Raw genomic sequence first — 22,473 nt, forward strand, 5'->3', positions numbered from 1 at the left:
AGCGTGTCCTATGCCTCAAGCACAAAAGATCCCATTTTTAAAACTGTTTTCCGCCTGGCGGCCCGGCCCGGAGCTGACGGCGATGGTCCAGGGCTACCTAGTGACCCGGGCGGTCATCGATAAACATACCCGGTCCATCAAGGCACAGGTGGAGTGTACCGCGCTCCCGGCGGAGGAGCTGCGTCACCAAATCGAGCGCAGCATTGCCTTGGCCTACCGGGTGGAGCAGGTGTCGCTGGAGATGACTGTCCCGGCTGGGGATGGGGCTGCCCCTACGCCCGAAGCGCCCCGGAAGCCTGCGGCAGCCGCCCCGGTTCCGGAGCAGCCTGCTCCCGTCCAGCAGCCCCAAAAGCCGCCGGTGGAGGATGATGCCGCCGCGGCCTTCCGCCGTACCGAGGAGATCCGCCGCAAGGCTCTGGAGAGCCTGAAGGTGGCCCGTCCCACAGAGAAAAAGGCCCCTAAAGAGGGGAAAGGGAAATTACTTTACGGCCGCCATGAGATCAAGAAGGAACCTATCCCAATGGGTACCCTGGATCTGGATATGGGTACCGTCATTGTGGAGGGCGACGTGTTCGCGGTAGACCACCGGGAGTTGAAGCGGCGGGAGGCCTGGGTGGTGTCCTTCGACGTGACCGACTATACCGGCTCCGTGCGGGTCAACAAGTTTTTTCCCGGCGATGAGGGCAAGCCCTTGGTAGAGGGTGTGAAGAAAGGTCAGCATCTCTTTATCCAGGGTAAGCTGAATATCGACCGCTTTACCGGTGACATGGTGCTGGAGCCCTTCGCGGTGATGGAGGGCAAAAAAGAGCCCAAGATGGACAACGCCCCCGAGAAACGGGTGGAGCTCCACCTCCATACCAATATGTCGGCCATGGATGCCCTTACCGCTGTGGGCTCCAAGATGGACTCTCCCATCGGCGTGGACAAGAACGTGGTGAAGCGGGCGGAGCGGTGGGGCCACCGGGCTATTGCCATCACCGACCACGGCGTGGCCCATTCCTTCCCCAACGCCTGGCACTCGGCCAAGAACATCAAGATCCTCTACGGTGTGGAGGCCTATTTCATCAACGACGTGGATGACCGGGTGGTCATCCACGGTGACAAGGATCAGGACTTTACACAAGATATCGTCTGCTTTGATATTGAGACCACCGGCCTGGACAAGCGCACCGAGGCCATCACTGAGATCGGCGCCGTGGTGCTGCGGAACGGGGAAGTGGTGGAGCAGTTCTCCACCTTCGCCGACCCCGGCAGGCCTCTGACCCGGGAGATTACCCAGCTCACCGGCATCACGGATGAGATGCTGAAGGGGGCCCCCTCCCAGGAGGAGGCGGTCAATGCGTTCCTGGACTTCGTGGGGGACCGGCCTCTGGCCGCCCACAACGCGGAGTTTGATATGGGCTTTATTGGGGAGGCCTGCCGCCGCATGGGCCGGCCTTTCGAGAATACCTCTCTGGACAGCCTGATCCTGGCTCAGAACCTGCTGCCCGACCTGGGCAAGTATAAGCTGGATATCGTGGCCAACCACCTGAATCTGCCTGCTTTCAACCATCACCGGGCCTATGACGACGCGGCCACGGTGGGCTATATGCTGGTACCCTTCTTCCGGATGCTGGCCGACCTGGGGGTGCATACCCTCCAGCAGATCAACCCGGCCATGTCCAAGCTCCGCTCCGGCGGCAAGGCCAAGCGGCAGCCCAAGCACCTGATCGTGCTGGCCAAGAATCAGCTGGGCCTGCGGAACCTCTATAAGCTGATCTCTGCCTCCTATCTGGACCACTTCAAGCGGTATCCCATCATGCCCAAAAGCCTCATCAACCAGCACCGGGAGGGTCTCATCATCGGCTCGGCCTGCGAGGCCGGCGAGCTGTTCCAGGCCATCGTCAAACGGAAGGAGTGGAACGAGCTCAAGCGCATCGCCTCCTGGTACGACTTCCTGGAGATCCAGCCCCTGTGCAACAACGCCTTTATGCTCCGCAAGGGGATGGTGAAGAGCCAGGAGGAGCTGCGGGACTTTAACCGCACGGTGGTGGCTCTGGGCGAGGCGCTGGACAAGCCGGTGTGCGCCACCGGCGACGTCCATTTTCTGGACCCGGAGGACGAGATTTACCGCCATATCCTGCTGGCCTCCAAGGGCTTTGACGACGCCGATTCCCCTCTGCCCCTGTACTTCAAGACCACCCAGGAGATGCTGGATGAGTTTGCCTACCTGGGCAAGGAGAAGGCCTACGAGGTGGTGGTGCGCAACACCAACCTGGTGGCCGACTGGTGCGAGGACGTGGTGCCCCTGCCCAAGGGCCTGTTTGCTCCTAAGATCGAAAACTCCGCCGAGGAACTGACCCGGCTGGTGTGGGATAAGGCGAAAGCCCTTTACGGTGAGGAGCCCCCCCAGATCGTGGTGGACCGGATCAACGCCGAGCTGGGTGACATCATCAAGTGTAAGTACGACGTGATTTATATGTCGGCCCAGAAGCTGGTGCAGGACTCCCTGGATCACGGCTATCTGGTGGGCTCCCGTGGTTCGGTGGGCTCCTCTCTGGTGGCCTTCATGTCGGGTATCACCGAGGTGAACTCGCTGCCGCCTCACTACCGCTGCCCCAAGTGCAAGCACTCTGACTTTGAGGCGGCCAAGGAGCTGGGCATCGGCTGCGGCGCTGATATGCCGGATGCCAACTGCCCGGTGTGCGGCACTCCCTATGACAAGGACGGCTTCAACATCCCCTTTGAGACCTTCCTGGGCTTCGGCGGCGACAAGGTGCCTGATATCGACCTGAACTTCTCCGGCGAATATCAGTCCAGCGCCCACCGCTATACCTTTGAGCTGTTTGGACAGACCCATGTGTTCCGGGCGGGCACCATTGGTACGGTGAAGGACAAAATTGCCTTCGGCTATGTGAAGCACTATCTGGACGACCACGGGCTCCACGGCACCCGTGCGGAGGAGAACCGTTTGTCGCTGGGTTGCAGCGGTGTTAAGCGCACCACCGGCCAGCACCCCGGCGGCATGGTGGTCATTCCCCAGAACCGTGAGATCTACGACTTCTGCCCGGTGCAGCACCCCGCCGACGACCCGGACAGCGACATCATCACCACCCACTTTGAATATCACTCCATGGAGTCCAACCTGCTGAAGCTGGATATGCTGGGCCACGATGATCCCACCATGATCCGAATGCTTCAGGACCTGACGGGGGTGGACCCTCAGAAGATCCCTCTGGACGACAAGGACACCATGAGCATCTTCACCTCCTCCAAGGTGCTGGGCTTTGAGGACGACCCCGTCCTGGGCCCAACCGGGGCCGTGGCCATCCCGGAGTTCAACACCAAGTTCACCCGTGGCATGCTGATGGACACCCAGCCCCACCAGTTTGATATCCTGCTGCGCCTGTCCGGTTTCTCCCATGGCACCGACGTGTGGCTGGGCAACGCCCGGGACCTGATCGTGGATCAGGGTATCCCCGTTGGCCAGGCCATCGGCTGTCGTGACGATATCATGATCTTCCTGATCTCCTGCGGTATGCCGGAGAAGCGCTCCTTCAAGATCATGGAGGCGGTGCGAAAGGGAAGAGGCCTGCCCGAGGGAGCAGAGGAGGAGATGAAGGCCGCCGGTGTGCCCGACTGGTATATCGGCTCCTGTAAGAAGATCAAGTACCTGTTCCCCAAGGCCCACGCCGTGGCTTACGTTATGATGGCCTTCCGCATTGCCTGGTTCAAGGTGCACCACCCCCTGGCCTTCTATGCCGCCTTCTTCTCCATCCGGGCCAAGGCCTTCGACGCCACCTGTATGTGTATGGGCATGGATGTGTGCAAGGCAAAGATGAAGGAGATCGAGAGCAAGGAGAAGCCCACTCCTGTGGAGGAGGATACCCTGGTCACCCTGGAAGTGGTGTACGAGTTCTATCTCCGGGGCTTCACCTTTGAGCATATGGATCTGTACCGCTCCCACGCCATCAACTTCCTGCCCGATATGGAGAAGGGGACCCTGCTGCCGCCCTTTACCTCCATCCCTGGCCTGGGTGAGACGGCGGCCCTGTCCATTATGGAGCAGCGGCAGGGTAAGCGGTTCATCTCCATCGAGGAATTCTCCGCCGCCTGCCCCAAGGTGTCCAAAACCCACATTGAGCAGCTGAAAGCAGTGGGTGCCCTGGACGGTATGCCCGATACCAGTCAGATTACACTGTTTGACGGATTTTAAGGAAAGGCATACCGTCCCCCTTTGTGGGCTTGTATTTTGTCTGGGAAAATGATACCATAAACCCATCCTATTACATAAATGAGGTGTGTGACCATGTTGGATCAAAAGGTTGCTGAGCTGCTGAATGTACAGGTAAATAAGGAATTCTATTCCGCCTACCTCTATCTGGACTTTTCCATCTACTATGACGAGATCGGACTGGACGGTTTCTCCAACTGGTACAAGGTACAGGCCCAGGAGGAGCGGGATCACGCCACGCTCTTCCTCCAATATCTTCAGAACAACGGCTGCAAGGTCACTCTGGACACCATCCAGAAGCCGGACAAGGAGCTCAAGGACAAGCTGGAGGTGTTGGAGTTCGGCCTGGAGCATGAGCGCTATGTTACCAGCCTGATCCACAATATTTATGAGGCTGCTCAGGCCGCCAAGGATTTCCGCACCACGCAGTTCCTGGACTGGTTTGTCAAGGAGCAGGGCGAGGAGGAAAAGAACGCGGAGGACATGATCAAAAAGATGAAGCTCTTTGGAGATGACGCCAAGGGCCTGTATATGCTTAACAGTGAAATGGCTGCCCGGGTCTACAACGCCCCCAGTCTGGTTCTTTAAGCGATTGCAGCGGGCAGCCCCCAGGGGGCTGCCCGTATTTTATTCGGTTCGCACTTGACAAAATTGGGATGCTATAGTATATTAGCGTGGTAAAGTGATAAAGCAAAGGGCGTGATCCCATGAAATTTAACATCAACACCCCCGAAGGAACCCGGGACCGGCTGTTTGCCGAGTGTCAGGAGCGGCGGCAGGTCCAGGCTAAGCTAACCCGCCTGTTCCGTCAGCGGGGGTTTCTGGAGGTCTCCACCCCGGAGACCGAGTTCTATGATCTCTTTGCCCGGTCGGGCAGCGCTATTCCCCAGGAGCGCATGATCAAAGTAGGGGACCCCAGCGGTAAGTTCTGCGTCATGCGGCCCGACTCCACCACCCCCATTGCCCGGGTAGCGGCCACCAAACTGAAGGCGGTGGCCATGCCTCAGCGGCTGTACTACGATCAGACAGTGTACCGCGCCAACCCCGCCCACAACGGCGGCAGCCGGGAGATTCCCCAGTGCGGGGTGGAGCTCATCGGTGCAAAAGGGAAGAAGGCGGACGTGGAGATCATTGTTACCGCCATTGATGCCCTGCGGTGCTGCGGAGCCCCCAAGTTCCATGTTGAGCTGGGTCACGCCGGGTACTTCCGGGAGCTGGCAGGTCGGCTGGAATTGGAGAATTCCGCCGTGGAGGAGATCCGGGCCCTCATCGAGGGCAAGAACTTCGCGGCCCTGAAGGATTTCCTGGAGCCTTACCGGGGCAACCCGGCCTGCGCCGCCCTGGAACAGCTCAGCCGCCTCTTTGGCGGGGTGGAGGTGCTGGGTCAAGCAGAGAAGCTGGCGGGGAAGACCCCGGCGGTGGACTACCTGTCCGAGCTGTATGACGAGCTGTCCGCCGCGGGCTACGGCCCCTATATCCGCTTCGATCTGGGTATGGTCCACCAGATCGACTATTACACCGGCGTAGTCTTCCGGGGCTATGTAGAGGGAGCGGGGGACGCTGTGCTCTCCGGCGGTCGGTACGATAACCTGGTGGGTATCTTTGGCCGGGAGGCCCAGGCCACCGGCTTTGCCGTGGACGTGGACGCGGTGGCCCGCACCCTGCCTGAGATGGTGCTGCCGGTGCTGCGCACCGTGGTCCACTATGAGCCGGGCTATCTGGCCCAGGCTCTGGAGGCGGTGGATGGCCGCCCTGCCGGTACCTGTGAGCTGTCCCCCTGCCGGACGTTGGAGTCCAGCCTGAATCTGGCCCGGGACAAGGGCGCGGAGATGGTGCTGGTTTTGGATAAGGACGGAGAAAGGACGGTGCGGGTATGAGTGAGCGGCTGAAGATCGCCATTACCAAGGGGCGGCTGCTGGACAAGAGCATGGAGCTCTTTGAGGGGGCCGGGCTGGATTGCTCCCCCATCAAGGACCCGGGACGCCGTCTGGTCCACTGTGTGCCCAACTACCCCCTGGACGCGGTGCTGGCCAAGGCCCCCGATGTTATCACCTATGTGGAGCACGGCGTTTGCGACCTGGGCATCGTAGGGAAGGACACCATCCTGGAGAAGGGAGGCTCCTTCTATGAAGTGCTGGACTTGGGCTTCGGCAAATGCCGGTTCGCCCTGGCTGTCAAGGCGGGGAGCGACTTCTATGGTACCTACAAGACCCGGCGCATCGCCTCTAAGTACCCGGAGGTGACCCGTGCCTTCTTTGCCGGCAAGGGTATGGACGTAGATATCATCAAAATCGAGGGAAGCGTGGAGCTGGCCCCCATTCTGGGCCTGGCCGACGCCATCGTGGATATCGTGGAGACGGGAGCCACTCTGAAGGCCAACGGCCTGGTTCCCATCGAGGATGTAGCGCCGGTGTCTGCCCGGCTTATCGTGAATACCGCCAGCATGAAGCTGTACAAGAATCAGATTGAAGACTTTATCGCCCGTTGTGAGGGAGAATTGGAGAAGCGGACATGATTCAGATCGTAAAAGCAGACGGCGCGGCCGAAAAAGCGGTTATCAGCGCCATGAAGGCCCGAGCGGCCCAGGCAAACCAGGCCATTGACGCGGCGGCAGCCGAGATTATGGAGACGGTCCGGGAGAAGGGTTTTGAAGCGGTGCGGGACTATTCTCTCCGCTTTGATAAGGCTGAACCCCGTGAGATCTCCCAGGCGGAGCTCCAGGCGGCCTATGACCGCTGCCCGGCGGACCTGATTTCCGCCCTGGAGCGGGCGGCGGCCAACATCAAGGATTACAATGAGAAGCTGCTTACCCATACCATGGAGTGGACTTCCCCTGACGGGGGCGTGGTGGGCAGGGTGGTCCGTGGCCTGACCCGGGTGGGAATCTATGTGCCCGGCGGCACGGCAGCCTATCCCAGCAGTGTGATGATGAATGCGGTGCCTGCCAAGGTGGCCGGGGTGGAGGAGATCGTCATGGTGACGCCCCCCACCGAGAACCTGAACGATGCTGTGCTGGCCGCTGCCAAGATCGCCGGGGTGGACCGGGTCATTGCTGTAGGCGGCGCCCAGGCGGTGGCGGCCCTGACCTACGGGGCCGGGTTCATCCCCCGGGTGGATAAACTGGTAGGCCCCGGCAACGCCTTTGTGGCCTCCGCCAAGCGGCAGGCCTATGGCAAGCTGGACATCGACATGGTGGCAGGGCCTTCCGAGATATTGATTATCGCAGATGGCAAGGCCAACCCCAAATTTGTAGCCGCCGACCTGCTGAGCCAGGCGGAGCACGACAAGCTGGCCTCCGCCGTGCTGCTCACCGATTCCATGGAACTGGCCCAGGCGGTGGACGCTGAAATTATCCGCCAGACTGGCTATCTGGACCGTTCTGAGATCATGGAGTGCTCCCTGCGGGACTTTGGCTGCGCCATCGTGTGCGATAGTCTGGCTGACTGCGCCGCCTTGGCCAACGAGGTAGCCCCGGAGCACTTGGAGATCGTCACCGAGGACCCCCGGGCCCTGCTGCCCTCTATCAAGAACGCCGGTGCGGTGTTCCTGGGCGCCTGGTCCCCGGAACCTCTGGGGGACTATCTGGCCGGACCCGACCATGTGCTGCCCACCAGCGGTACCGCCCGGTTCTTCTCGCCCCTCAGCGTGGACAGCTTTCTCAAGACTATGAGTGTGATCCAATATGACGAGGCCAGCTTGGGTCCCATTAAGGAGCAGATCATCACCCTGGCCAATGCGGAGCATCTCACCGCCCACGCCAATTCCATCAGGGTGCGGTTTGAGTAAAGGAGAATGACCATGAGAACAGCCCAACTGACCCGCACCACCAAGGAGACCGATATCCGTCTGACCCTCTCTCTGGAGGGAGGAGGGGTGGACGTCCACACCGGCATCGGCTTTTTCGACCATATGCTGACGGCTTTCGCCTTCTATAGTGGGCTGGGCCTGGAACTCTATGTCCAGGGCGATCTGGAGGTGGACGGGCACCACACCGTGGAGGATATAGGCATCGTGCTGGGCCAGGCCATGAAGGAAGCACTGGGGGACCGGAAGGGCATCCGGCGGTTTGCCTCTGCCTTCATCCCCATGGATGAGGCCCTGTGCTTTACCGCCCTGGATTTCTCCAACCGGCCCTTTCTGGTGTTTGACGCCGAGATGCCTCAACCCATGATCGGGGCCTATGATTCCTGCCTTACCGAGGAGTTTATGAGGGCCTTCGCGGTGAATAGTGGATTAACTTTACATATGAAGTGCCACTACGGAAAGAACGCCCACCACATTACTGAGGCCCTGTTCAAGTCCCTGGGTGTGGCGGTCAAGGAGGCCGTGCAGATTGCCGGTACCGGGGTCACCTCCACCAAGGGGGTGCTGTGATGGGTTATACCGCTATCGTGGACTACGGCGTGGGCAATTTGAAGAGCGTGACCAACGCCATGGACTACCTGGGCCTGAAAACCTGTATCACCAGCGATCCAAAAGAGCTGGAGCTGGCCGACGCCATCATCCTGCCTGGTGTGGGAGCCTTCCCCGACGCGGCGGATAAGCTGCGGGGGACCGGTCTGGACCAGGTGCTGGTGGCCCAGGCAGAACGCAAACCCATCCTGGGCATTTGCCTGGGAATGCAGCTGCTCTTCGACCGGGGTGAAGAGGTGCGGGAGTGTAAAGGACTTAGACTTGTACCTGGCTGTGTCCGTAAGATTGAGACCAATCTTAAGCTGCCCCACATCGGCTGGAACAGCCTGAGCTACCCCAACCCGTCTCCGCTGTTTGCTGGGGTGGAGGAGGGTAGCTACGTCTACTTTGTCCACTCCTTCTGTGGCGTGGCCGCTGACCCGGCCACCGTTATCGCCCAGACCGACTACGGTATCCCGGTGGTGGCGGCGGTGCAGAAGGGCAACGTGTACGGCTGCCAGTTCCACCCGGAGAAGAGTGGTGAGGTGGGCTTGCAGATTCTGAAAAACTTCGGAGGGCTGAACAGATGATCTTATTTCCCGCCATTGATTTGAAAGATGGTAAGGCTGTCCGCCTTTACAAAGGAGATTTCGCAACGGCTCACCAGGTGGCGGATGATCCGCTGGCGACTGCAAAGGCCTTTTATGACGCCGGGGCCCGCCATATCCATATGGTGGACCTGGACGGAGCCCGCAGTGGAGCCCGGCAGAACGGCGCCATCGTGCAGGCGGTGGCCCAGAACTCTGGCCTGAAGGTGGAGCTGGGGGGCGGTATCCGCTCTATGGCCGACCTGGAGGAGGTCTTTGCCCTGGGAGTTTGGCGGTGCGTGATCGGCTCCGCCGCCGTCAGCCATCCGGAGTTTGTAAAAAAGGCGGTTGCCAAGTATGGCGAGCGCATTGCCGTGGGCATTGATGCCATGGACGGCATCGTCAAGACCGCCGGATGGGAGCAGTCCTCCGGCCTCAACTACCTGGACTTCGCCAAGTCCATGGAGGCGATAGGTGTAAGGACGATTATCTTTACAGATATCGCCACCGATGGGATGTTGTCCGGCCCTTCTTTTGACCGGCTGGCTGCGCTGCAAGAAGCGGTAAGCTGTCAGATCGTGGCCTCCGGCGGGGTAGCCTCCAACGGAGACCTGTCCAAGCTGAACGGCATGGAGTTGTACGGAGCCATCATCGGCAAGGCCTACTACGCCGGAACGGTGGACCTGGCACAAGCGGTAAAGGAGGCGGGGGAGCAGTGTTAGCCAAACGAATCATTCCCTGCCTGGATGTGCGGGACGGCCGTGTGGTGAAGGGGGTCAACTTCGTCAATATCCGAGACGCCGGCGACCCGGTGGAGCTGGCCAAATACTATTCCGATCAGGGAGCTGATGAGATCGTCTTTCTTGACATCACCGCCACCAGTGATGCCCGGGATACCGTGGCCGACGTGGTAGAACGCACCGCCGCTCAGGTCTTTGTCCCACTAACCGTGGGGGGTGGCATCCGTACTCTGGAGGACTTCCAGCGGCTGCTGCGGGCAGGGGCGGACAAGATCTCTGTCAACTCCGCCGCCGTGGCCCGGCCTGAACTGATTTCCGAAGCGGCGGAGCGGTTCGGTTCCCAGTGCGTGGTGCTGGCGGTGGACGCCCGGTCCCGGGGAGACGGCACCTGGGAGGTGGTGGTGGCCGGAGGCCGCAAGCCCACCGGCATGGACCTCATCGAATGGGTGAAGAAGGGCGAGGCCCTGGGAGCGGGAGAGATTTTGCTCACCTCCATGGACGCAGATGGAACCAAGGCTGGTTTTGATCTGGCCATGACAAAAGCGGTCACCAATGCGGTATCCATCCCCGTGATTGCCTCCGGTGGCTGCGGTAGCCTGGCCCATTTTGCGGAGGTATTTGAAGAGACCGGGTGCGACGCGGCCCTGGCAGCCTCTTTATTCCATTTTGGGGAGTTGACAGTGCCCCAGGTAAAGGAGTATCTTGAAACCAGACAGATCCCGGTGCGATAACTCACACAAGGGGGAAGATGGTATGCTGGATAATATTTTTGATCTGGTGTCCGATCTGATCGGAGAAAACAATGTCAATCAGTTGACTGGAAAGCGATTGCCGGGCGGGAACCAGATGCGGAAACCGGTCAAACAAAGACCGGCCACCAGCCGACCGGCGTCTCGCACATCGGCGGGGCAGACCAAGCTGACCGCCCGCCGGGACCGGCGGGGAGGAGAAGATCCCTGGGACTGGAAAGAGGAGAAGCCGCCCTGGGAGTTTTGAGGTGATAGTATGCTGGATCTGGACCTTTTGTTTCAGAAATCCGATTTGATCCCCGTCATCATCCAGGACGCGGATACCAAAGATATTTTGATGCTGGGCTTTACCAACAAAGAGGCGGTAGAGTTGACCTTAAAGACCAAAACCGCGTGGTTCTGGTCCCGCAGCCGCCAGAAACTGTGGAACAAGGGCGAGAGTTCGGGCCACTTCCTCCATGTGAAGAAGGTGGTCACCGACTGTGACACCGACACCCTGCTCTATCTCTGCACCCCGGAGGGCCCCACCTGTCATACCGGAGCACGCAGCTGCTTTTTTAACACGATTTGGGAGGAAACACCATGAGCGATACCATTTTACAGGACCTGTACCAGGTGGTGCTGGGCCGCAAGAGCGATCCCCAGGAGGGGTCCTACACCTGCTACCTGTTTGATAAGGGCCTGGACAAAATCCTGAAGAAGGTGGGGGAGGAGTGCTCCGAGACCATCATCGCTGCCAAGAACGGCAAGCAGGAGGAGACGGTGGGGGAGATCTCCGACCTCATCTACCACCTGATGGTGATGATGGCCGACCAGAACATCCCCCTGGATGCGGTGCTGGCCGAATTGGAGCGTCGGAGCCATAAGATCGGCAATCTGAAACAGATGAAGACAGTGGACCACGAGACCTGAGAAAAGGACCTGCCGTAATGGCAGGTCCTTTTTAATGTGTCACATTTCCTTTTCGAAGCGTAAGCGGTAATAGAGGCAGTACCCCTCCAGAAATAGATAACAGGCAACCAGCAACAGAAGCAAGGGCAGGGAAACATCCATAAGAGCAAATGCCACAAGCAGTGCGCCATAGAGGTAGATGCCCATATCATAGGCTTTGGCTTTGGCACGGTGATCAAGGGCTATATTGCGCTCGTCGTTTTTTTGAATCTCCAGCTGCTTTTGCAGCGATGGATCGTTTTTCAAAGCCCGGCGGCTCAGCAGCTCCCCAGCACTGTGTCCGAAGCAGCCGCAGCCCACCCCGATGCAGAGATAGGGAAGGATGCGCAGAATACCCTGAAGTTCCAGGGAACTTCTGAGCAAAAACAGACCCCCTCCCGCCAGGAGGATGCCAACCAGTACAGCAATCTTATATTTCATAATAATTCCTCCTCATAAAGAAAGATATCTTCAATGATCATTCCAAAATAGCGCGCAATTTTGAAGGCTAGAAGAATGGATGGATTATAGCGGCCCTTTTCTAACGAGCTTATGGTCTGACGGGAGACCTCCAGTGCCGTGGCCAGTTCCTCTTGACTAATCCCCTTGCTTTTCCGCAGCTCTTCCAATCGATTTTTCAAGTTCATCCTCCTTCGGATGGAAAGCGTCCTTTACATTTGAAGTGTAGCATCGATGCTTTGAAATGTCAAGTGTACTTTCCGTTTTTCCGTAAAAAAGCAGCCGCTGAAAAGCGGCTGCTTTTTGAAGGCTGTGCGAACGCATAGGGGCTGCCGATGTTGGTGCGGCCCAGTTTTTATTTTTGTCCGTAGGTGACGAATAGTGTATACAGCCGGCTGATGGTATTCCAGCTGTCCTGATCCAGTACGCCGGTCTGGGGCCGGCCGTCCAGTTGCTGGACCCAGCGGATATTATGCTGAGTGGCGGTATCGTTCTGGCCGGTGACCGGGGTGGACTGGATGCCATTGAGGAGGCGGGCCAGGGCTCGGAACATGGACTGAACCAGATAGAGATGAACGCTGTCCTGGTCAGGCTTTACAGTGAAATCTCCCTGGGGGTAGCCCCGGAAGGGGAGCGGACCGTTCAGCCGGGCCTTGGCTTGGAGGTAGAGGGCGGCAATGGCGTCCCAGGTGGCCTGGTCCACCCGACCGGTGACCGGCGGGAAAAATTCCCGCTGAAAGAGCATAACGGCCTCCAGGGTGCGCTCCCCAAAGACCCCATCTGGAGTGAGCCGCGGCAGAAAATCATAGAGGAAGGACAGCTCCCGCAGCATGGTTTGCAGGCTGCGGACCGGTTGGCCGATCAGGCGGATCTCTTGAGGCACAATCATGCGGATACTCCTCTCTCATCGGCGGAGCCCAGCGTCATGGGCTGGCCGGGATACTGAGTCAAGCCGGTGGCCTGGCTTTCGGGCAGGTCGGGGCGGAATTGCTCCGGGATTACATTGGTGTAGGTCTCCACCGTGTCCACGATACCAGCGTACAGCCGGTAGAGGGCGGCCCAGGTCTGGGGACCCATGATGCCGTCCTGGGGCAGGCCGGCCATACGCTGCACCGCGATGACAGCATTTTTTGTGGCGGGACCGTAAATGCCGTCGATGGCCACCCGGGGGATATTGCTGTAGAACTCCGACACCACCGACAGCACATATTGTACGGTCCGTACAGAATCACCTCTGGCGCCCTCGGCCAGCACGTTGGGGAAGGGCTGGCTTCCGCTGCCGGGGTAATAGGTCTGCCCCTGACTGATGAGCTCTGCCAGATCCAGCACCCCCACATAGAGGAACACCATCTTGTACCAGGTGGAATTGCCCACAATGCCGTCGGGAGTCAGATCAAAGATGGACTGGAATTTCCTGACCGCCGCCTCGGTGGCGGGACCAAAGACCCCGTCCACCGGGTAGACCTTGGGAATGGCGGGGTAGTCCCGGGAGATACGGTTGAGCATGACCTGGATGCGCTGTACCGCCTCGCCCCTGTCTCCCCGGCGGATGGGATAGCCGGGGTAGGAGTAGCGGATGCCCTGGACCGGGGCGTTGGTCACCAGCTCAATGTTATCGCCGTAGTAGGAGCGCAGGATGGTCATATAGTCCGCCCCCTGTTCCGCCATGGCCTGGCTGCCCCACTGGGACAGCCCGTCACAGGTGACGGTGGTGCCATTGCAGAATTTGGCGGCCAGAGGCTCTACAAAGCCGATGCGCCGTATGTAGGAGTTGAACATCTCATCCACCAGCTGGCTGATATTTTCAAAGATGTTACGGTCCTTGATAAATTTCTGGTCGTAGGCGGTGGAGGAGGTGATATTGAAGGGGTAGCCCCGGCTTGGGTAGAACTCGGTGTATACCCGGTTGAGGGCGAAAGAGATGATGGCCAGGATGTTGGCCTGGAGGGCGGCGGGCTCCCAGGTGGGGTAGATCTCGCTGGAGGCCACGTTTTTCACATACTCCGGAAAGGATACCGTCACATTCTCCGCGCTGGAGCCCGGCGGGCCCAGATGAACGGTGATGTATTGCGGCACATAGGGGGTAATGGGCAGCGATTCTGGCATGGTATCCCTCCTTTACAGATTCTGAGGCGGTACGTTGACCGGGTCCTCCGGCAGCAGAGTGGCAGACTGCTCCGGCAGAGGGATGAGCTCCAACTCCTGCAAGGTCTGGGTGCCGGCAAAGATCTGGACGTTCTCCACCACCAGCAGTTCATAGCCCGGGGACTCAGCCCAGATATCACATACGGCAAAGGGAGTGACAGTGCCGGGAGACTCGCTGGCTGAGGCGTCAGGTGTTTCTACCTGAACCGGTGTGGTGCGGCCATTGGCGTCGGTGACCCGCAGGGCCAGCAGGGTGTGGCGGCCTTCGGTGCCCCGCTGGGTAAAAGCTACGGTGGCGCCTGCCACCGGGATCTGGGCCCGGGACGTGAATACCCGGGTCAGAATGGTTCCTGTTGCGGCCAAGTTGCATTCCTCCTTTTCTTTCCACTCTATGCCGTCGGTGGAGGAATTGCCCGTGAGGCGTTGACATCGGGGACGGTTTTGAGTAAACTGAATAGGAAAGATATCCTCTGGAACGAGTGTGATGGCGCATGAGAAAGCAAAAGGTGTCCAGTGCGGTGATTCGGCGGCTGCCCCGGTATTACCGCCATTTGACGGACCTGCATACGGCCGGTGTGGAGCGTATTTCATCCAGTGCTCTGGGCCGCTCCATGGGATTGACAGCCTCCCAGATCCGGCAGGATCTGTCCTGCTTTGGGGAATTTGGCCAGCAGGGATATGGTTATAACGTGGAGAAACTGCGGGATGAGATCTCTGATATCCTGGGTATGAACCGGGGACATACGGCGGTTATTCTGGGCGCGGGCAATCTGGGCCGGGCCCTGATGGAGAACTTCCACTTTGAGCGCTCGGGTGTGGCGCTGGCCGCGGCCTTTGACGTGGCCCCGGAGATCGTGGGCCAGACTCGCTCTGGCGTGCCCATTTATCATGTGGATCGGCTGGAGGAGTATCTGGTGGAGCATCCGGCCAGCATCGGTGTATTGACCGTGCCCCGGAGCGTTGCCAATACCACCGCCAGTCGGCTGGTGCGAGCCGGTGTACGGGGTATCTGGAATTTTACTAACAGCGAGCTGACGGTGGAGGCGCCGGGCGTGGTCATTGAAGATGTTCACTTTGCGGACAGCCTGTTGGCCCTCAGCTATATGATCTCGGAGGACGCATGAAAAAAGCAGCGGCAATCTTGCTTGCCGGGGTGATCCTGGTGAGCTGCGGGGCGGTGGTAGCCGCCGACCAGTCTTTGGTGAGCAAAAGTTATGTAAATGGTACGTTTACCGATGAGGCCCTGAAGCAGGCGGAGCAGCGGGTGGAGGAATTGACGGCACCTGTCTATAATCAGGCGCTGAACCAGCTCAACAGCGAGCATTCCGCATATTTGGCCCAAGCAGGCGGAACGTCCGGACTCAATGACCTGCGCTTTAAAAAGGGCGATGTGCTGACCCTTACCTCCGGCTCCGGCGTGATGCTGCTGGCAGGAAGTGCTACGGCCTCCGGCGGGATACTGGTGGACGCCACAGCAGGCAATACGGTGGCCTCAGGCGGCGGCCTTACCGCACGCCACCGCTGTCTGGCAGGGGAGAGCGCCGCTGTGGCGGTGACTGTGACCTCTGATACCGCAGTCCTCTGTCTGGAGGGGAGCTATACCCTCTCCGCCAGCGGAAACGTAGATTATAACGCTATGGCTGACGGCCTGACTAAGATGGGCCTTCTGAAGGGCACCGGCGCCACCTACGGCTCCGGCTATGAGCTGGAGCGCCAGCCGGTCCGGGTGGAGGGCCTGGTCATGTTCATTCGCCTGTTGGGGGAGGAACAGGCCGCCCTGTCCAGTACGGCAACCAATCCCTTTGTGGACAGCCCCAGTTGGGCCGACCGCTATCTGTCCTATGCCTATGAAAAGGGCTACACTACCGGCATTGGTACCAACGCCGCCGGTCAGCTGGTCTTTGCCCCCAACAACACCATTACGGCAGGGGAGTATATGACCTTTGTGCTCCGGGCGCTGGGTTATTCCGAGACTGGCACCAATCCTGACTTTACCTGGCAGACTGCCATGGAGGCGGGGGTAACGCTGGGTGCCATCCGTCAGAGTGAACGCACCATGCTGGAGAGCGGCACCTTCCTGCGGGCCCAGGTAGTCTATCTGTCGGTGTGTGCCCTCTCTGCTCCCACCAAGGACGGCGGAATCCTGCTGGACCGCACTGCCTCCAACGGCGGGTATGACAAGGCCACCATGCAGACCGTGCTGAACGAGGTTTCCGCCCTGCGTCTGAGTTAAATGCACAACACAAAAAACGCGAGCCGTAAGGCTCGCGTTTTTTATTACATCTTGGCGGTGCGCATGGCCCGCATAGCATTGAGGATGGCGATGACCGAGACGCCTACATCTGCAAAGACGGCCTCCCACAGATTGGCCAGGCCCAGAGCACTGAGCACCAGCACCAGCAGTTTTACCCCCAGAGCAAACACGATGTTCTGACGGACAATGGCCAGAGTGCGGCGGGCGATGGCAATGGCCTGAGCCAGCTTGGAGGGCTTGTCGTCCATGAGGACGATGTCTGCCGCCTCGATGGCAGCGTCGGAACCCAGGGCGCCCATGGCAATGCCCACATCCGCCCGGGAAAGGACAGGGGCGTCGTTGATGCCGTCTCCCACGAAGGCCAGGGCCCCCTTGGGGGATACCTCTTTCAGCAGTCCCTCTACCCGGTCTACCTTGTCAGTGGGGAGGAGCTGGGTGTGGACCTCATCCAGCCCCAGCTGGGCGGCTACCGCCTCGCCCACAGGCTTGGCGTCGCCGGTGAGCATCACAGTCTTGCGTACTCCTGCCGCCTTCAGTGCGGTAATGGCCTGTTGGGCGTCCGGCTTTACCTGGTCGGAGATGACGATGTGCCCCAGATAGACCCCGTCGGCGGCCACATGGACCGTGGTGCCCACATGGTGGCAGGGGTGCCAGGTGACGCCGATCTCATCCATCAGCTTGTCGTTGCCGGCGCAGATCACCTTGCCGTCCACCATGGCGCGGACGCCCCGGCCGGACAGCTCTTCCGCCTGAGTGACCCGGCTGCGGTCGGGCAGCTGGCCCCAGGCCTCCAGCAGAGAGCGGGAGATGGGATGATCAGAGGAGGCCTCCGCCAGGGCGGCCAGCTCCAGCAGCTGGCTCTGGTCACAGTGATCGGGATGAATGGCGGTGACGTTAAAGACGCCCTGGGTCAGGGTGCCGGTCTTGTCAAAGACCACGATTTCCGTTTTGGCCAGCACCTCCAGGTAGTTGCCTCCTTTGACCAGAATACCGGCCCGGGAGGCCCCGCCGATGCCGCCGAAGAAGGAGAGCGGCACCGAGATCACCAGGGCGCAGGGGCAGGATACTACCAGGAAATTGAGCGCCCGCTGAATGGAATCCAGCCAGCTCACCTGGGTGAAGAGGGGAGGCAGGAGGGCCAGAGCCACGGCAGCCAGTACCACAATGGGGGTATAGTACCGGGCAAATCGGGTGATGAAGTGCTCCGCCTTGGCCTTTTTGCTGCTGGCGTTCTCCACCAGGTCCAGGATCTTGGATACGGTGGACTCCTCAAAAGCCTTGGTGACCTGGACTTTCAGCAGGCCGGACAGGTTGACACAGCCGGAGACCACATCGTCGCCGGGCTGGACCTGGCGGGGGAGGGACTCGCCGGTGAGGGCGGCGGTGTCCAGGGTGGAGGTTCCCTCCAACACCACGCCGTCCAGGGGAATCCGCTCCCCAGCCTTGATCACAATGGCGTCTCCCACAGATACTTCCTCCGGGTCCACCTGCTGCAGCTGGCCGTCCACCTCGATGTTGGCGTAGTCGGGGCGGATGTCCATCAGAGCCGCGATAGAGGTGCGGGACCGGTTGACCGCATAGCTCTGGAACCACTCGCCTACCTGATAGAACAGCATAACAAAGACGGCCTCCGGGTATTCGCCGATGGCAAGTGCGCCGATGGTGGCCAGGGCCATGAGGAAGTTCTCGTCAAATACCTGCCCGTGGGCGATGTTGCGCACCGCCCGCCACAGCACATCCCAGCCGATGACGGCATAGGGGACCAGAAAGACCGCCAGCTCCGCCCAGCCGGACAGGGGAAGCAGTACAGCCCCAACAAACAGTACCCCGCTGGCCAGAATGCGGATGAGCATCCGCTTTTGCTTTTTGGTCATGATCCATCTCTCCTTTGCACACAGATGACAGGATCAGAACACGATGGTGCAGTCGGGCTCCACCTTTTTGCAGACCTTGGCGGCCTGCTGGAGGATCTCGCCGAACCGAGCGTCGTCGGCGTCCAGGGTCAGTTTCTGGGTCATAAAGCTGACGGTGGCGCTGTTCACCCCGTCCAGCTTGCGAATGGCGTCCTCCATCTTGGCGGCGCAGTTGGCGCAGTCCAGATCTCTCAGTTTGAATGACTTTTTCATGGTGAAACTCCTCTCATTCCGCAATGTGTTCCATGCCCTGGCCCAGAATGGTGCGGACATGGCCGTCCGCCAGGGAGTAGAACACGGTTTTGCCCTCCCGGCGGTATTTGACCAGCTTGCTCTGCTTCAAAGCACGCAGTTGGTGGGAGATGGCGGACTGGGTCATGCCCAGCAGCTTGGCGATGTCGCACACGCACATCTCTGACTCAAAAAGCACATACAGGATCTTGATGCGGGTGGAATCCCCAAAGATCTTAAACAGCTCTGCCAGATCGTAGAGAATTTCATCTTCCGGCATGGTGCGCTCCACTTTATCCACGATCTCCTGGTGGATGTGGCTGTAATCGCACCGTTCCACGCCGTTGCTGTCTGTCATGACGACCATCCTTTCTAATAACATATGAGCTATTGTTCATATATTATTATATACTTGCTCGGCAGGATGTCAAGAGGGAATGGAAGTTTTTCTTGCGATGGGGCTCGGGCGGGGGTATGATGGGGGAGAGAACAGGCCCTTGGGGCCGGAAGGGACGGATAGATATGAAGCGAGATGATGGACGGGATGTGGGCATGGAGGCCCTGGACCGGTGCGAATATATGGTGTTGGCGGTAAACGACGTTGAGGGGCTGCCCTATTGTATGCCGCTTAACGGCGTTCGGGTGGGGGAGGCGGTCTATTTTCACTCCAGGCTGGGGGGAGAAAAGCTGGACTGCCTGAGACTCCACCCCCAGGTCTGCCTGACGGCTGTAGGCCATCAGCGGGTGGTGCAGGCGGCCTACGAGACGGAGTTCACCAGCGCCGTAGCCCGTGGGACCGCCCATGAGGTGACCGACCCGGAGGAGCAGAAGGCAGCTCTGCGGGCCATCTGCAAAAAATATGCCCCCGACTGCCCGGAACGGGTGGAGGAGGTCATTGAGAAGCACCTGCCCCGCACCGCGGTGTGGCGGATTGATTTGGAGCAGGTCAGTGGGCGGAAGCGTCTGTACCAAGGATGACAAACGGGACTGCTGCGACAATTGCAGCAGTCCCGTTATTCTTGTTTATTTCAGTATCCGCTTCAGGTATTGTCCGGTGTAGGAATCGGGGCAGACAGCCACTTCCTCTGGGGTACCGGTGGCCACAATAGTGCCGCCGCCGGAGCCGCCCTCGGGGCCCAGATCAATGACGTGGTCGGCAGTCTTGATCACGTCCAGATTGTGCTCGATGACCACCACGGTGTTGCCCGCGTCCACCAGCTTCTGAAGTACCTCGATCAGCTTATGCACGTCGGCGGTGTGAAGGCCGGTGGTGGGCTCATCCAGAATATAGATGGTCTTGCCGGTGGAGCGCTTGGCCAGCTCGGTGGCCAGCTTCACCCGCTGAGCCTCGCCGCCGGACAGCTCGGTGGAGGGCTGGCCCAGCTTTACATAGCTGAGACCAACCTCGTAGAGGGTCTGGAGCTTGTTGTACAGCCGGGGCAGATGCTCGAAGAAGGGGAGGGCCTCCTCCACCGTCATATCCAGCACCTCATAGATGTTCTTGCCTTTGTAGCGTACCTCCAGGGTTTCCCGGTTGTACCGCTTTCCCTTACATACCTCGCAGGGGACGTAGATATCAGGAAGGAAGTGCATCTCGATCTTGATAAGACCGTCGCCCTGGCAGGCCTCGCACCGTCCGCCCCGCACGTTGAAGGAGAACCGGCCGGGGCCGTAGCCTCTGGCCTTGGCGTCGGGGGTGGAGGCGAACAGGTCCCGGATGTCGTTGAAGAGGCCGGTGTAGGTGGCCGGATTGGACCGGGGGGTGCGGCCGATGGGGGACTGGTCGATGGCAATGATCTTGTCCAGATATTCCTCGCCTTCGATGGACCGGTGCTTGCCGGGGCGGGTTTTGGCCCGGTTCAGGTCGGCGGCCAGCCGCTTATAGAGAATCTCGTTGACCAGGGAGGATTTGCCGGAGCCGGACACGCCGGTGACACAGGTGAAGGTACCCAGAGGAATGGACACATCCACATTTTGCAGGTTGTTCTCCGCCGCGCCCTTGACCGTGAGGAAGTGGCCGTTACCGGTCCGCCGCTCCGCCGGAACGGGGATTTTCTTCCGGCCGGACAGGTAGTCACCGGTGATGGAGCCGGGGATATTCATCACCTCTTCGGCGGTGCCGCAGGCCACCACCTGGCCGCCATGGACGCCTGCGCCGGGGCCAATATCCACGATATAGTCGGCCTGACGCATGGTATCCTCGTCGTGTTCCACCACCAGCAGGGTGTTGCCCAGGTCACGCAGGTGCTTGAGCGTGGCCAGCAGCTTGTCGTTGTCCCGCTGGTGCAGGCCGATGGAGGGCTCGTCCAGGATGTAGAGCACCCCCATCAGGGAGGAGCCGATCTGAGTGGCCAGGCGGATACGCTGGCTCTCACCGCCGGACAGAGTGGCGGCGGCCCGGCTCAGGGTCAGATATTGCAGGCCCACGCTCTGGAGGAAGCCCAACCGGTTCTTGATCTCCTTCAGGATGCGGTCGGCGATGAGCATTTTCTGATCGGAGAGCTCCAGGTGGTCCACAAAGTCTAGTGCTTCGGTCACGGACTTGCGGCAGAAGGTGTCGATGTTGATGCCCCCCACGGTGACAGCCAGAGCCTCCTTCCGCAGGCGTTTGCCGCCGCAGTCGGGACAGGGGCGTTCGCCCATGCAGTCCTCCAGATCCCGGCGCATGGCGTCAGACTGGGTCTCCTTATAACGGCGTTCCAGGTTGTTGATGATGCCCTCAAAGGGCTGCATCAGGGTGCCGTGGCCGTTTTCCCGCTCATAGGTCAGCTTCAGCTTTTCTCCCTTGGTGCCGTAGAGGATGATATCCATGATCTCCGGCGGCAGGTCTTTGATAGGGGTGGTCAGCTTGAAGTTGTACTTCTTGGACAGAGCCTCAAAATACATCCGGGAGATGGAATCCCCCTTGATGTTGTTCCAGCCGGAGGCGGTGATGGCCCCCTCCAGGATGGACAGTTCTTTGTTGGGGATGATGAGGTCCGGGTCCACCTTCAGCTGAGAGCCCAGGCCGGTACAGGTGGGGCAGGCACCGAAGGGGTTGTTGAAGGAGAACATACGGGGGGACAGCTCCTCGATGGAGATGCCGCAGTCCTCACAGGCGTAATTCTGGGAGAACATGATGTCCCGGTCCTCGCCTACGATGTTGATGACAACCAGGCCGCCGGCCAGGTTGGAGGCCACCTCCACCGAGTCGGTGAGCCGGCGGGCGATATCCTCTTTGATGACCAGCCGGTCCACCACGATCTCGATGTTGTGCTTCTTATTCTTGTCCAGCTCGATCTCTTCCGTCAGGTCGTACAGGGAGCCGTCCACCCGGCAGCGGACGTAGCCCGACTTGCGGGCGTCCTCCAGCAGTTTCTGGTGGGTGCCCTTCTTGCCGCGGACCACCGGGGCCATGACCTGAATGCGGGTGGCCTCGGGCAGCTCCAGCACCTGGTCAATGATCTGGTCGATGGTCTGCTGCTTAATCTCCTTGCCGCACTTGGGGCAGTGGGGGGTGCCTACCCGGGCCCACAGCAGACGGAGGTAGTCATAAATTTCGGTGACGGTGCCCACGGTGGACCGGGGGTTTTTGGAGGTGGTCTTCTGGTCGATGGAGATGGCGGGGGAGAGGCCGTCGATGTAGTCCACGTCGGGCTTCTCCATCTGCCCCAAAAACATCCGGGCGTAGGAGGACAGGGACTCCACATAGCGGCGCTGTCCCTCGGCATAGATGGTGTCAAAGGCCAGAGAGGACTTGCCCGAGCCGGACAGGCCGGTGAGCACCACCAGCTTGTCACGGGGGATGTCCACATCGATGTTTTTCAGATTGTTGGCGCGAGCGCCTTTGACGGAAATATGGTCGAGCATGGTTCAGGTAC

At 59.9% G+C, this 22,473-nt stretch carries 24 protein-coding genes; 15 read left to right on the forward strand and 9 right to left on the reverse strand.

Annotated elements, in window-relative coordinates; genetic code table 11:
- Nucleotides 1-10: 10 nt before the first annotated feature.
- The 12 genes from B5G06_RS05025 to hisE all read left to right on the forward strand — a co-directional run bounded on the left by B5G06_RS05025 (nt 11) and on the right by hisE (nt 11,593).
- Nucleotides 11-4,195 carry a PolC-type DNA polymerase III gene (locus B5G06_RS05025; protein WP_087187997.1) on the forward strand — a complete coding sequence of 1,395 codons (4,185 nt, stop codon included), beginning with the start codon at nt 11-13 and terminating at the stop codon, nt 4,193-4,195.
- A gap of 93 nt (nt 4,196-4,288) precedes the next feature.
- Nucleotides 4,289-4,801 carry a ferritin gene (locus B5G06_RS05030; protein ID WP_087187998.1) on the forward strand — a complete coding sequence of 171 codons (513 nt, stop codon included), beginning with the start codon at nt 4,289-4,291 and terminating at the stop codon, nt 4,799-4,801.
- Between the two features lie 119 nt (nt 4,802-4,920).
- Nucleotides 4,921-6,090: an ATP phosphoribosyltransferase regulatory subunit gene (gene hisZ / locus B5G06_RS05035; protein WP_087187999.1), complete on the forward strand. Its 1,170-nt coding sequence runs from the start codon at nt 4,921-4,923 to the stop codon at nt 6,088-6,090.
- Nucleotides 6,087-6,728, forward strand: a complete 642-nt coding sequence (hisG, locus tag B5G06_RS05040; protein ID WP_087188000.1) for an ATP phosphoribosyltransferase — start codon at nt 6,087-6,089, stop codon at nt 6,726-6,728. The genes hisZ and hisG overlap by 4 nt, the downstream gene beginning before the upstream one ends.
- The gene (gene hisD, locus B5G06_RS05045) at nt 6,725-7,999 is read left to right on the forward strand and encodes a histidinol dehydrogenase (protein ID WP_087188001.1); all 1,275 of its coding nucleotides are present in this window, start codon (nt 6,725-6,727) and stop codon (nt 7,997-7,999) included. The genes hisG and hisD overlap by 4 nt, the downstream gene beginning before the upstream one ends.
- 12 nt (nt 8,000-8,011) lie before the next feature.
- Nucleotides 8,012-8,587: an imidazoleglycerol-phosphate dehydratase HisB gene (gene hisB / locus B5G06_RS05050; RefSeq protein WP_087188002.1), complete on the forward strand. Its 576-nt coding sequence runs from the start codon at nt 8,012-8,014 to the stop codon at nt 8,585-8,587.
- Nucleotides 8,587-9,195, forward strand: a complete 609-nt coding sequence (gene hisH / locus B5G06_RS05055) for an imidazole glycerol phosphate synthase subunit HisH (RefSeq protein WP_087188003.1) — start codon at nt 8,587-8,589, stop codon at nt 9,193-9,195. The genes hisB and hisH overlap by 1 nt, the downstream gene beginning before the upstream one ends.
- Nucleotides 9,192-9,914 carry a 1-(5-phosphoribosyl)-5-[(5-phosphoribosylamino)methylideneamino]imidazole-4-carboxamide isomerase gene (gene hisA / locus B5G06_RS05060; protein WP_087188004.1) on the forward strand — a complete coding sequence of 241 codons (723 nt, stop codon included), beginning with the start codon at nt 9,192-9,194 and terminating at the stop codon, nt 9,912-9,914. The genes hisH and hisA overlap by 4 nt, the downstream gene beginning before the upstream one ends.
- A complete protein-coding gene (hisF, locus tag B5G06_RS05065) occupies nt 9,908-10,663 on the forward strand; it encodes an imidazole glycerol phosphate synthase subunit HisF (RefSeq protein WP_087188005.1) in 756 nt (251 codons plus the stop codon). Before hisA ends, hisF begins: the two co-directional genes overlap by 7 nt.
- Before the next feature lie 22 nt (nt 10,664-10,685).
- A complete protein-coding gene (locus tag B5G06_RS05070; protein WP_087188006.1) occupies nt 10,686-10,928 on the forward strand; it encodes a hypothetical protein in 243 nt (80 codons plus the stop codon).
- A 9-nt stretch (nt 10,929-10,937) separates the two neighbouring features.
- Entirely contained in the window at nt 10,938-11,267 is a 330-nt protein-coding gene (hisI, locus tag B5G06_RS05075; protein WP_087188007.1) for a phosphoribosyl-AMP cyclohydrolase, read from the forward strand.
- Entirely contained in the window at nt 11,264-11,593 is a 330-nt protein-coding gene (gene hisE / locus B5G06_RS05080; protein WP_087188008.1) for a phosphoribosyl-ATP diphosphatase, read from the forward strand. Before hisI ends, hisE begins: the two co-directional genes overlap by 4 nt.
- Before the next feature lie 39 nt (nt 11,594-11,632).
- On the opposite strand, the gene B5G06_RS05085 is transcribed toward hisE, so the two are convergent.
- The 5 genes from B5G06_RS05085 to B5G06_RS05105 all read right to left on the reverse strand — a co-directional run bounded on the left by B5G06_RS05085 (nt 11,633) and on the right by B5G06_RS05105 (nt 14,578).
- Entirely contained in the window at nt 11,633-12,052 is a 420-nt protein-coding gene (locus tag B5G06_RS05085) for a hypothetical protein (RefSeq protein ID WP_087188009.1), read from the reverse strand.
- Nucleotides 12,049-12,252: a helix-turn-helix transcriptional regulator gene (locus B5G06_RS05090; protein ID WP_087188010.1), complete on the reverse strand. Its 204-nt coding sequence runs from the start codon at nt 12,250-12,252 to the stop codon at nt 12,049-12,051. Before B5G06_RS05090 ends, B5G06_RS05085 begins: the two co-directional genes overlap by 4 nt.
- A gap of 173 nt (nt 12,253-12,425) precedes the next feature.
- Complete coding sequence (locus B5G06_RS05095) at nt 12,426-12,959, reverse strand: peptidoglycan-binding domain-containing protein (RefSeq protein ID WP_242955354.1); 534 nt, start codon at nt 12,957-12,959, stop codon at nt 12,426-12,428.
- A complete protein-coding gene (locus B5G06_RS05100) occupies nt 12,956-14,176 on the reverse strand; it encodes a peptidoglycan-binding protein (RefSeq protein WP_087188011.1) in 1,221 nt (406 codons plus the stop codon). The genes B5G06_RS05095 and B5G06_RS05100 overlap by 4 nt, the downstream gene beginning before the upstream one ends.
- A gap of 12 nt (nt 14,177-14,188) precedes the next feature.
- Nucleotides 14,189-14,578, reverse strand: coding sequence for a spore cortex-lytic protein (locus B5G06_RS05105; RefSeq protein WP_087188012.1), 390 nt, complete (start codon nt 14,576-14,578; stop codon nt 14,189-14,191).
- 128 nt (nt 14,579-14,706) lie between these two features.
- Between B5G06_RS05105 and B5G06_RS05110 the strand changes: the two genes are divergently transcribed.
- Together B5G06_RS05110 and B5G06_RS05115 are read left to right on the forward strand one after the other, a co-directional pair.
- The gene (locus B5G06_RS05110) at nt 14,707-15,339 is read left to right on the forward strand and encodes a redox-sensing transcriptional repressor Rex (RefSeq protein ID WP_087188013.1); all 633 of its coding nucleotides are present in this window, start codon (nt 14,707-14,709) and stop codon (nt 15,337-15,339) included.
- Nucleotides 15,336-16,448 carry an S-layer homology domain-containing protein gene (locus tag B5G06_RS05115; protein WP_087188014.1) on the forward strand — a complete coding sequence of 371 codons (1,113 nt, stop codon included), beginning with the start codon at nt 15,336-15,338 and terminating at the stop codon, nt 16,446-16,448. The genes B5G06_RS05110 and B5G06_RS05115 overlap by 4 nt, the downstream gene beginning before the upstream one ends.
- A gap of 44 nt (nt 16,449-16,492) precedes the next feature.
- Here B5G06_RS05115 and B5G06_RS05120 read toward each other — a convergent pair whose 3' ends face one another.
- Genes B5G06_RS05120 through B5G06_RS05130 form a run of 3 tightly spaced genes read right to left on the reverse strand, consistent with a single transcriptional unit; the run spans nt 16,493 to nt 18,971 of the window.
- Nucleotides 16,493-18,343 carry a heavy metal translocating P-type ATPase gene (locus B5G06_RS05120; protein WP_087188015.1) on the reverse strand — a complete coding sequence of 617 codons (1,851 nt, stop codon included), beginning with the start codon at nt 18,341-18,343 and terminating at the stop codon, nt 16,493-16,495.
- A 33-nt stretch (nt 18,344-18,376) separates the two neighbouring features.
- The gene (locus tag B5G06_RS05125; protein ID WP_087188016.1) at nt 18,377-18,595 is read right to left on the reverse strand and encodes a cation transporter; all 219 of its coding nucleotides are present in this window, start codon (nt 18,593-18,595) and stop codon (nt 18,377-18,379) included.
- A gap of 13 nt (nt 18,596-18,608) precedes the next feature.
- A complete protein-coding gene (locus B5G06_RS05130; protein WP_087188017.1) occupies nt 18,609-18,971 on the reverse strand; it encodes an ArsR/SmtB family transcription factor in 363 nt (120 codons plus the stop codon).
- Between the two features lie 164 nt (nt 18,972-19,135).
- Between B5G06_RS05130 and B5G06_RS05135 the strand changes: the two genes are divergently transcribed.
- Entirely contained in the window at nt 19,136-19,591 is a 456-nt protein-coding gene (locus tag B5G06_RS05135; RefSeq protein ID WP_087188018.1) for a pyridoxamine 5'-phosphate oxidase family protein, read from the forward strand.
- 45 nt (nt 19,592-19,636) lie between these two features.
- On the opposite strand, the gene uvrA is transcribed toward B5G06_RS05135, so the two are convergent.
- A complete protein-coding gene (gene uvrA / locus B5G06_RS05140; protein ID WP_087188019.1) occupies nt 19,637-22,462 on the reverse strand; it encodes an excinuclease ABC subunit UvrA in 2,826 nt (941 codons plus the stop codon).
- Nucleotides 22,463-22,473 lie beyond the last annotated feature (11 nt).

This window comes from Flavonifractor sp. An52 (assembly GCF_002159385.1).
Lineage (GTDB): Bacteria > Bacillota > Clostridia > Oscillospirales > Oscillospiraceae > Flavonifractor > Flavonifractor avicola.